6 protein-coding genes are annotated in these 8,189 nt (G+C 49.4%); 3 read left to right on the top strand and 3 right to left on the bottom strand.

Annotation, left to right across the window (positions count from 1 at the left end; genetic code table 11):
• Positions 1-827: isocitrate/isopropylmalate family dehydrogenase (locus tag Q7V48_06520; GenBank protein ID MDO9210388.1), on the top strand; the 827-nt coding region annotated here is incomplete at its 5' end.
• Positions 828-860: 33 nt separating this feature from the next.
• Here Q7V48_06520 and Q7V48_06515 read toward each other — a convergent pair.
• Both Q7V48_06515 and Q7V48_06510 read right to left on the bottom strand, forming a co-directional pair.
• The gene (locus Q7V48_06515) at positions 861-2,129 is read right to left on the bottom strand and encodes an MFS transporter (protein MDO9210387.1); all 1,269 of its coding nucleotides are present in this window, start codon (positions 2,127-2,129) and stop codon (positions 861-863) included.
• Between the two features lie 12 nt (positions 2,130-2,141).
• Complete coding sequence (locus tag Q7V48_06510; protein MDO9210386.1) at positions 2,142-3,161, bottom strand: amidohydrolase family protein; 1,020 nt, start codon at positions 3,159-3,161, stop codon at positions 2,142-2,144.
• A 1,255-nt stretch (positions 3,162-4,416) separates the two neighbouring features.
• Between Q7V48_06510 and Q7V48_06505 the strand changes: the two genes are divergently transcribed.
• On the top strand, positions 4,417-6,060 hold the full coding sequence (locus tag Q7V48_06505; GenBank protein MDO9210385.1) for an AMP-binding protein: 1,644 nt from the start codon (positions 4,417-4,419) through the stop codon (positions 6,058-6,060).
• 176 nt (positions 6,061-6,236) lie between these two features.
• On the opposite strand, the gene Q7V48_06500 is transcribed toward Q7V48_06505, so the two are convergent.
• A complete protein-coding gene (locus Q7V48_06500) occupies positions 6,237-7,496 on the bottom strand; it encodes an MFS transporter (GenBank protein MDO9210384.1) in 1,260 nt (419 codons plus the stop codon).
• Positions 7,497-7,993: 497 nt separating this feature from the next.
• Between Q7V48_06500 and Q7V48_06495 the strand changes: the two genes are divergently transcribed.
• Positions 7,994-8,149, top strand: coding sequence for a hypothetical protein (locus tag Q7V48_06495; GenBank protein ID MDO9210383.1), 156 nt, complete (start codon positions 7,994-7,996; stop codon positions 8,147-8,149).
• Positions 8,150-8,189 lie beyond the last annotated feature (40 nt).

Raw genomic sequence — 8,189 nt, 5'->3', positions numbered from 1 at the left:
CCAGCCCTCTCAAGGAGCCGGAAAAGGTCGATATGATCGTCTTCCGGGAAAACGTGGAAGACCTCTATGCCGGTATCGAGTGGCCGTCAGGGACCCCCGAGGCGGTCAAGGTGATCGAGTTCCTGGTCAAAGAGATGGGCCAGAAAATCCGACCCGACTCGGCCATCGGCATCAAGCCCATGAGCCCCTTCAACTCTAAGCGCCTCGTCCGGAAGGCCATTCGCTGGGCTCTTGATTATCACTGCCCGAGCGTGACCCTGGTCCACAAGGGGAACATCTTGAAATTCACGGAAGGCGCATTTCGGGACTGGGGGTATGAGCTCGCCGGGGACGAATTTGCTGGCCAAACCATTGCCGAAGCGGATCTTCCGCCGGACGGCAATGCCGGAGGCAAGGTGGTGATCAAAGATCGCATCACCGATGCTATGTTTCAGCAAATCCTGCTGCGGCCCGATGAGTACAGCGTTCTCGCCATGCCGAATCTCAATGGGGACTATATGTCCGATGCCCTGGCCGCTGAAATTGGCGGACTGGGAATGGCTCCGGGGGCCAACGTCGGCGATGGTTTGGCGGTCTTCGAAGCGACCCACGGTTCTGCTCCGAAATATGCCGGCCAGGACGTGATCAATCCCGGATCGGTGATCCTTTCCGGCGTCTTGATGTTTGACTACCTGGGCTGGAGGGAGGCCTCCGAGTTGATTCGGACCGGTATCCAGAAGGCCATTCGGGCCAAGATCGTGACTTATGATTTGGCGCGCCAGCTCAAAGGAGCAACCCAGGTCAAATGCAGCGAATTCGGCCGGGCCATCATCGAAAACATGAAATAAGCGCAGGAGATCATTTCTTCCTAAAAATTATCCTTAAATACTTACATCCTTTTTAGGTTTTCCAAGATAAAGAGAAGAGATGGCCCCTGATAAGGAAACACTGCTGGCCAAAAGAAAGGGCATGGCAAAGGACTGGGTTGCATCGGCAAGGTAGCCTCCCAAGGCTGGCCCCAAAGCTTGGCCGATGCCGAAGAAAAGGGTGATAAAGCCCAAGCCGGCTGGGGCGAGTCTTGGTCCTACATAATCTCCAGCTGCAGCGGCCATAATCGTGGGTATACTCCAGGCGGTGAGACCAAAGATCACTGCCGAAAAATAGAAACCTATCGATGATTTTATCAAGGCCAGGACAGCATAGGCTACCGCCAGGGTAAGATAAGCAAGGGCCAAGCCATATTTTCGGCCAAGGAGGTCGGAAAATCCGCCCCAGATTAACCCGCAGAAAATGCTCAATCCTCCCACTAAAGCCCAGAGCGCCCCAGCCTGGTCCTGGCTCAATCCCATTTCTTTAATCAGGAAGGCGGCAAAGAAAGTCATGTAAATGATGTAAGAGAATCCATACATAAAATAAACGAGCCCAAGATACCAAACCTCCTTGACCCGATAGACCAACCCCCACTGCAAAGCCTTCGCTTTCCTTTCTTCGGCCTTCGGCTTTAAGGGGGCATCGCCTTCCTTGGCCCCTATGGGAGAGAGAGCTTTTTCATCAGGCTGACTTCGGATAAAGGTATAAACAACGCCGGCGATAACAAGCACTCCCCCTCCCAAATAGTACCAGGAAAACCTCCACCCCTCGGATCCATAGAAATTCAGAATATAGGGTACAATTAAACCAGCAGCCAGCGTGCCCACTCCGATGCCGGCAGACACGATTCCTGTGGCCAATCCCCTTCGCTTCTTGGCAAACCAAGCCGAACCCAGGGCCATGGCAGGTACATAAGCAGCCCCATTGCCGAAACCTGTCAGGAGCCGCATCACAAAGGCAAAACCAAAACTTTGGGCCAGGCCGGTAATGATCATCGTTATCCCCATAAGAATGAGGGCCAGAGTGATAACGATCCTGGTACCGAATTTAGCAGCCAGAAATCCTCCGATGATGGCCAAGGTGAGATATCCAATGAAATTGCCTGTCCCCAAAAGCCCGAGTTGGGCGTAGGTGAAATGGAGGCCGTCCTTCATGGAAGGAAGGATTAAGGTATAAGCCATCCGTCCGAACCCGTGGGCTCCGATGGCCGTCAGCATACCCATGGCCATAACGATCCAACCATAATGAATCAAAGGGCCTCTGCCAACATTTTTTTTCATAATGACGATTTCCTACTCCTCTGGATCAATCCTTAAATTGATCCGCTGTCTCCGTTGAAGACCTTCCCCTTGGGCCGGCCTCTTAAGGCCGAATAGTTTTTCGGCATTTTCCCCAAGGATGCTTTCTTTTTCTTCCGCGGTAAGGTCTAGTTTTATAATTTGCTCAAAAGCGCGCAGGGGATCAAACCATGGCCAGTCAGAACCGAAAAGGACGCGGTGAACGCCTAACTTGCGAAGCAATGCGGCAGCCTCTGCCTGGGAAGAAAATTTACTTTCTCCTTCAATCCCAGAGATGATAGCGGAGGTATCAAAAAAAACATGGTCGTATTGGGAGGCGATCTCAACCAATTCTTCCAAGAATCCGTTGGCCAGGTGAGCCAGGATTATGTTTAAGCGGGGAAAACTTTTAAGAACCGGTTCAAAATTCTTCGGTCTTCCATAATCTGATTCGGAATAGCCTGCCACATCACCCGTACCGGAATGGAATAGAACCGGTAAACCCATCTCCTCGGCCTTGGAGTAAGCCGGCCATAACCTTTGGTCATAAGGGAAAAATCGATTCACAACCGGATGGAGTTTCAAGCCTCTTGCCCCATGGTTTTGCGCTTTATCCTCAATCTCGGCTTGCATGTCGGGGGGCGACTGTAATACATCGACGCCTATGAGGGGGAGCAAGGCGGGATTTTCTTTGGCCATGGTACACGTCCAGAGATTTCTTCGTTTCATTCGGTCAACGATTTTCTCATTAATATCTTTCTCCGCTTTTTCTCTTTCATCGTGGGTAGCGCTCGCAGGAAGATTTTTTAAAGCTGCCCTCGTCATGTCGTAAGTGGGCGTCATGTTGGCCATTACCGCGTAGGAGATCTTCCCTCTGGCCATGACCGTAAGTAGTTCCTCCCCTGTCCCCGAACAACCCGATCGCCCGGTACCCTGCAGGGCCTGTTGCCCAATGGCGGCAGTGGGATAAGTATGAACATGAGCATCAATGATGAAGTAAATGCCCATTAACTCTTTCTCTTTTGCAGATTGCATAATCTTTACCCTATTGTTGCCTAAAGATCCGGTCGAATTACCCTAATGTCTTTATAAGGAAGCGGTTTACCCCGTTAGAAAGCTCCACCATATATGGCGGGGATGACATTACAAAAATGGTAATTCCTTATATAGAAAGAGCGGAGTCAAAGCCCCGTCCTTTCAAACGGGGTTTATTCCCTTTTGATGATACCTTTTATTGACTTTCGCATAAATAATGGAACAGACATTGGCATCGCGGTAAACCCCCTCACCTTTATCCTCTCCCCCGTAGTCGGGGGAGAGGGGAGGGTGAGGGGGGCGAAATACGTTACTCAATGTTCCATTACTTTTGCGAAGCTTAATAAAAGTCATTCTTAAATCACTTTAGGGTTTATTCCCCGCCGCTTGCGGCGGGGTAGTTTATTAAAAAGAAAATAATTATCCGTTGTTATCTGCGCAAATCTGCGTCCTATTAAATTTAAGGAAGAATTGAAACATCCGGGGTAAAAAGAAATCCCCTCCGCTATCCCCAATATCATTTTCGGAAAAAATTTACAACTAAGCAATTCAATTGTTTCGTAGCAAGACCTGATCCGCCAGCAAACTCCTCAAGTTCTGGAGTCTCTCCGTCAATTAGCCGTCATTGAAAGCACAGAATCCTCGAACAGAATTGAGGGGGTAACCGTTTCGCCTGAGCGTTTCCAAGAATTGATGCTTCATCCAACGAACCCCAGAGACCGATCTGGGAAAGGAGACCCCTATGCAGGGGAACGGGCCGCAATGCTCTTTGGGAGAAACGTGGTAATAACCAACTAAAACGTGGTAATATGCGATAGGATCATGGAGCGGTTAATAGGATCGCGAAAGAATGTTCTGATCCAATTCTCCTGGTATGGTTCAAAATTAGGACCTTAGCCAAAAGGCGCGGTCCCGGAGCCCTTTGGCAGAGAAAGGGTAATACCCCCAAAGGGGAAAAGACGAGCCGGTCACAATTTGTGATCACCTGACCAATCTTCAAAACTCACTCATCTTGCTTTGCCTTCACAGAAAATGAAGCCATCGGGTCAAAAGTTCTCTAAAGTTTTGGGGTTCAATTTAATTCTCAAGAGGTTGCGCGTCTGAGGTGCCAAAAGGGAACCTCAAAAACCGGACAGGGCGGGTCACGCTACCTACCCTCAGATTGCTTTCATCTGGAGGAACGACAAAGCCTCCGAGATTTACGCCTTACGACTTATGAATGGCAAATTATAACTAATACAATGGAGTTTTGAATATGCCAAAGAAATGGCTTCCGTCATGGCCGGAGAATTTGCCGCGAACCCTCGTTTTCCCTGAGAAGACTCTGCCTGAATTCCTGAGCGATCATGCGCGCCAAACGCCGGAAAAAGTTGCCTTCAACTTTTATGGAAGGGAGATTCCCTTTCGGGAGTTTGATCAACGAACGAACCAACTGGCCAGGGCTTTGATTGACTTTGGCTTGAAGAAAGGGGATCGGGTAAGCCTTTTCTTGGAAAATTCTCCTCAATTCGTCATCGGATATTTTGCCATCCTCAAAGCCGGCGGGGTGGTGGTGGCCGCCAACCCGATGTTTAAAGAAGATGAGTTGAAGTACGAACTCATGGATGCGGGCGCACGGATCATCATTGCTCAGGATTTCTTGTATCCCAAGGTGAGGAAGGTAAGAGAAGAGGGCGGACTATCCCACGTCATCCTGACGAGTTACCGCGATTACCTCCCAGCCAGCCTCTCCCTCCCCCTGCATCCATCCATGCAGGCGCCCAAGGAGCGCTTTCCGGAGACCCTGGACCTATTGGAGGTGATGGATAGCTACCGGCCTGAACAGCTGAGCATCCCCATCAACCTGCGGGAGGATTTGGCTTTATTACAATATACTTCCGGCACCACCGGCCTTCCCAAAGGAGCGATGATTACGCACTTCAGCCTAATGACCAATACGGTAGGTTCTGCCGTTTGGAATGGTGTCCTGGAGGAAGACATTCTTCTTTCTATTTTGCCTTTCTTCCATGTCACCGGGATGATCCACAGCATGTGTAGGCCCGTCTATACGGGCACGACGAATATCATGCTGGCTCGATTTGATCCGGAAGCCATTCTGCAGGCGATCCATAAGTATCGGTGCACGCTTTGGTCTAGCATTACCACGATGAATGTGGCGATTGTGAACCATCCGGATGTCGAAAAGTATGACCTGCGGTCTCTCCGGGTGTGTGGCTCCGGCGGAGCTCCCGTGCCCAAAGAAATTCTGGAGAAGTGGCGGAAGATCATTGGGACCGAGCTAGCCGAAGGATACGGCCTGAGCGAGACGATCTCTCAGACGCACATGAATCCTTACCTGCGGCCGAGGTACGGGTCCATCGGCCTTCCCCAGTTCGGCATCGATTGCCGGATTGTGGATGTGGAGACTGGGGTCGATCTTCCCCTGGATCAGGAGGGGGAGCTGCTCATCAAAGGGCCGACGGTTATGAAAGGGTACTGGAACCGGCCGGAAGCGACGGCGGAAGCCTTGAAAGATGGATGGCTGTACACCGGGGACATCGCCCGAATGGATGAGGACGGGTACTTTTACATCGTCGGCCGTAAAAAAGAGCTGATCAAGGCTTCCGGTTACAGTGTTTTTCCGGCAGAGGTGGAAAATTTTCTTTACGGCCATCCCGCGATAAAAGAGGTTGCAGTCATTGGGGTCCCCGATCCCTATAGGGGGGAGAACATCAAGGCCGTCATCGTCTTAAAGACCGAGTATGAAAACAAGGTCAGAGAGGAGGAAATCGTCGCCTGGTGCAAGAGCAAGATGGCCGCCTATAAATATCCCCGGATCGTCGAGTTCGTCAAGGAATTGCCCAAGACCGCTTCGGGCAAAGTGCTGAAAAGGGTTCTGCGGGAGAAAGAGGTGAAATGAATGGCTGCGCCTGACGACTTACGACTCACGGATTATGATTTAAAACCCGTAACCCGGAACCCGAAACTCGCCATTTTGGACTTTGGACTCGGGACTCCGAACTAGCGGATACCTTGGGAAATGTGATAATTCAATGCCTGACCCCGGGCACTCGGGCCTCAAAAAGATTAGGGGGGTTATAGGGTCTTGGGATGAAGATTGGACCGACCCCTCCCAGCTGTCCAAAAAAGAATACAGGCCAATACAAGAGCAGGAATACATATAAAAAATGGAATCCGATAACTACCGGTCAAATCGTAAAGAAGCCCTCCCAGCCAGGGCCCTAATGCTCCTCCCATCCCATTCCCGATGTTAATAAAGCCATAGATGCTCCCAAAATGCTTTCCCGAAAACATATCGGCCATCATGGCGGACACGATGGGGCCGCGCGCTCCAAATCCCAATCCGAAGAGGATGGCGTAAAGGTAGAGCCAGAATACGGATTTTAGTTCGGGCAAGAAAATGAGAATGAGAATTCCCGCGATGGAACTGATAAAGCTCCAGGTGACGGCTTTCTCCCTGCCGATGCGGTCGGAGAGAACTCCGAAAAGGGGCCTTCCGACCGTGCTTAATAAACCCATGGTTCCGAAGACCAAAGCAGCCAGTATCTTGCTGTAACCCTGGTCGATTATGTAGGCCACCTGGTGGATGGCTACAGGAAAAATGCCTAAAGGAATGAGAAAAAAAGAAATAAAGAGCGCCCAGAAAGGCAGGGTTTTCATGGAGCGCCTTAAGGTCCAATCCCCCTTCTCCCTTGAGTCCTCTGCCTTGGCCAGCGGGCGTTGTTGATCTGGGCCTTCATTTTCCATTTTTCGATTCGGCCTATCCTGCAAAAAAAAGCTTAATGGCAGCAGGAGCACCAGGACCGCCAGGCCAAAAACCAAATAGGCCGTTCGCCATCCCAGGCTGGATATAAGGTATTGGGCCGAAGGCCCAACAGCAAGAATTCCGATTCCCATCCCGGAGAAAGCGATACCCACCATGCTCCCACGATTTTTGACAAACCAGTTGGAGAGCAGTACCGAATTGGGCACCCACCCGAGACCGCAAATACCTAGGCCAGACAAGATTCCAAAAAGAAAGTAGAGATGCCAGACCTCCCGGATCAGCGCACTGGCCATCGTCGCCAAAGAAAGGATGATGGCACCGACCATCATTATTTTTCTGGGTCCAAATCGATCGACCAGCCTTCCTCCCGGCCAGGAACTGATTCCTAATATGAGGGACGATAACGAGAAAGCCCCCGCTATACTGGCCCTGCTCCATTTGAACTCCTCCAGGATGGCTACGAAGAATACGGAAAAAGAGAAGTTTAGGCCGTAGGCAAGGGCGATCGTTACGAAGGAAATGGCCACGACGCCCCAGTGGGATGCAGGTTTGAAGGAAAATTTAGGCATAACCCTTTGTTAAGATCTCAGGGGATGATGAGGAAGAAATTCCATCCAATTCAAATCCCCAGGTACGACCTCCTTACCTCGGGTTTTTCCAGCAGATTCTCAACTCTTCCGGAAAGGGGGGAAACCCCATTATGTACTTCCCGCAGAAGTCATGCATTCCAATTCAATAGATGAAAGTCATATCGAAACATTTTCTAGGGTCAGGACATAGAAGAGATATAGCAGCTTCATATAATTTTTAAAACGAGAGAAATAGGCAAGGCAATATTTATCCGTCTATTACAAAAGAAATAGTCCTATGTACTTTTTAAAAAATATACATATGTTTATTTAAGTGGAAATAATAAAATTCAGGTAAAAATGCAGTATATAAATAATCCAATAATAACAAATAGATATAAATTTTATTTTTTTTGAAAATATCGTTGATAATATCTTAATAATAAATTATTCTTTTAGTAAACGTTTATTTACATAATAAAGGAGGTTTTAATTGCATGGCCGACGTGAAAAAAGAGAGTACCGAAAAGGGCGAAGAAAAGAAAAAAGGGTTTGGTGCAAAGTTTATGACTTTTTTAATGATGGGGGGGTTTATCGTAATCCTCATCGTGGTTCTCGCCATAGTTGTGCTCGTGGAATATTTGTTTAAGTAGTGACCCCCCCCTGACGGCCATTACATCATTTGTCAATTAA

The sequence above is a fragment of the Deltaproteobacteria bacterium genome (assembly GCA_030654105.1).
In the GTDB taxonomy this organism is placed as follows: domain Bacteria; phylum Desulfobacterota; class SM23-61; order SM23-61; family SM23-61; genus JAHJQK01.
Note: the sequence above shows the minus strand (reverse complement) of the source record. Positions and strands in the feature narration are given on the sequence as shown.

What these genes read in the sequence shown, in the direction of transcription:
- Q7V48_06505 (MDO9210385.1), top strand. Translation starts at nt 4,417, where the DNA reads ATGCCAAAGAAATGGCTTCCGTCATGGCCGGAGAATTTGCCGCGAACC.
- Q7V48_06510 (MDO9210386.1), bottom strand. Translation starts at nt 3,161, where the DNA reads ATGCAATCTGCAAAAGAGAAAGAGTTAATGGGCATTTACTTCATCATT.
- Q7V48_06495 (MDO9210383.1), top strand. Translation starts at nt 7,994, where the DNA reads ATGGCCGACGTGAAAAAAGAGAGTACCGAAAAGGGCGAAGAAAAGAAA.
- Q7V48_06515 (MDO9210387.1), bottom strand. Translation starts at nt 2,129, where the DNA reads ATGAAAAAAAATGTTGGCAGAGGCCCTTTGATTCATTATGGTTGGATC.
- Q7V48_06500 (MDO9210384.1), bottom strand. Translation starts at nt 7,496, where the DNA reads ATGCCTAAATTTTCCTTCAAACCTGCATCCCACTGGGGCGTCGTGGCC.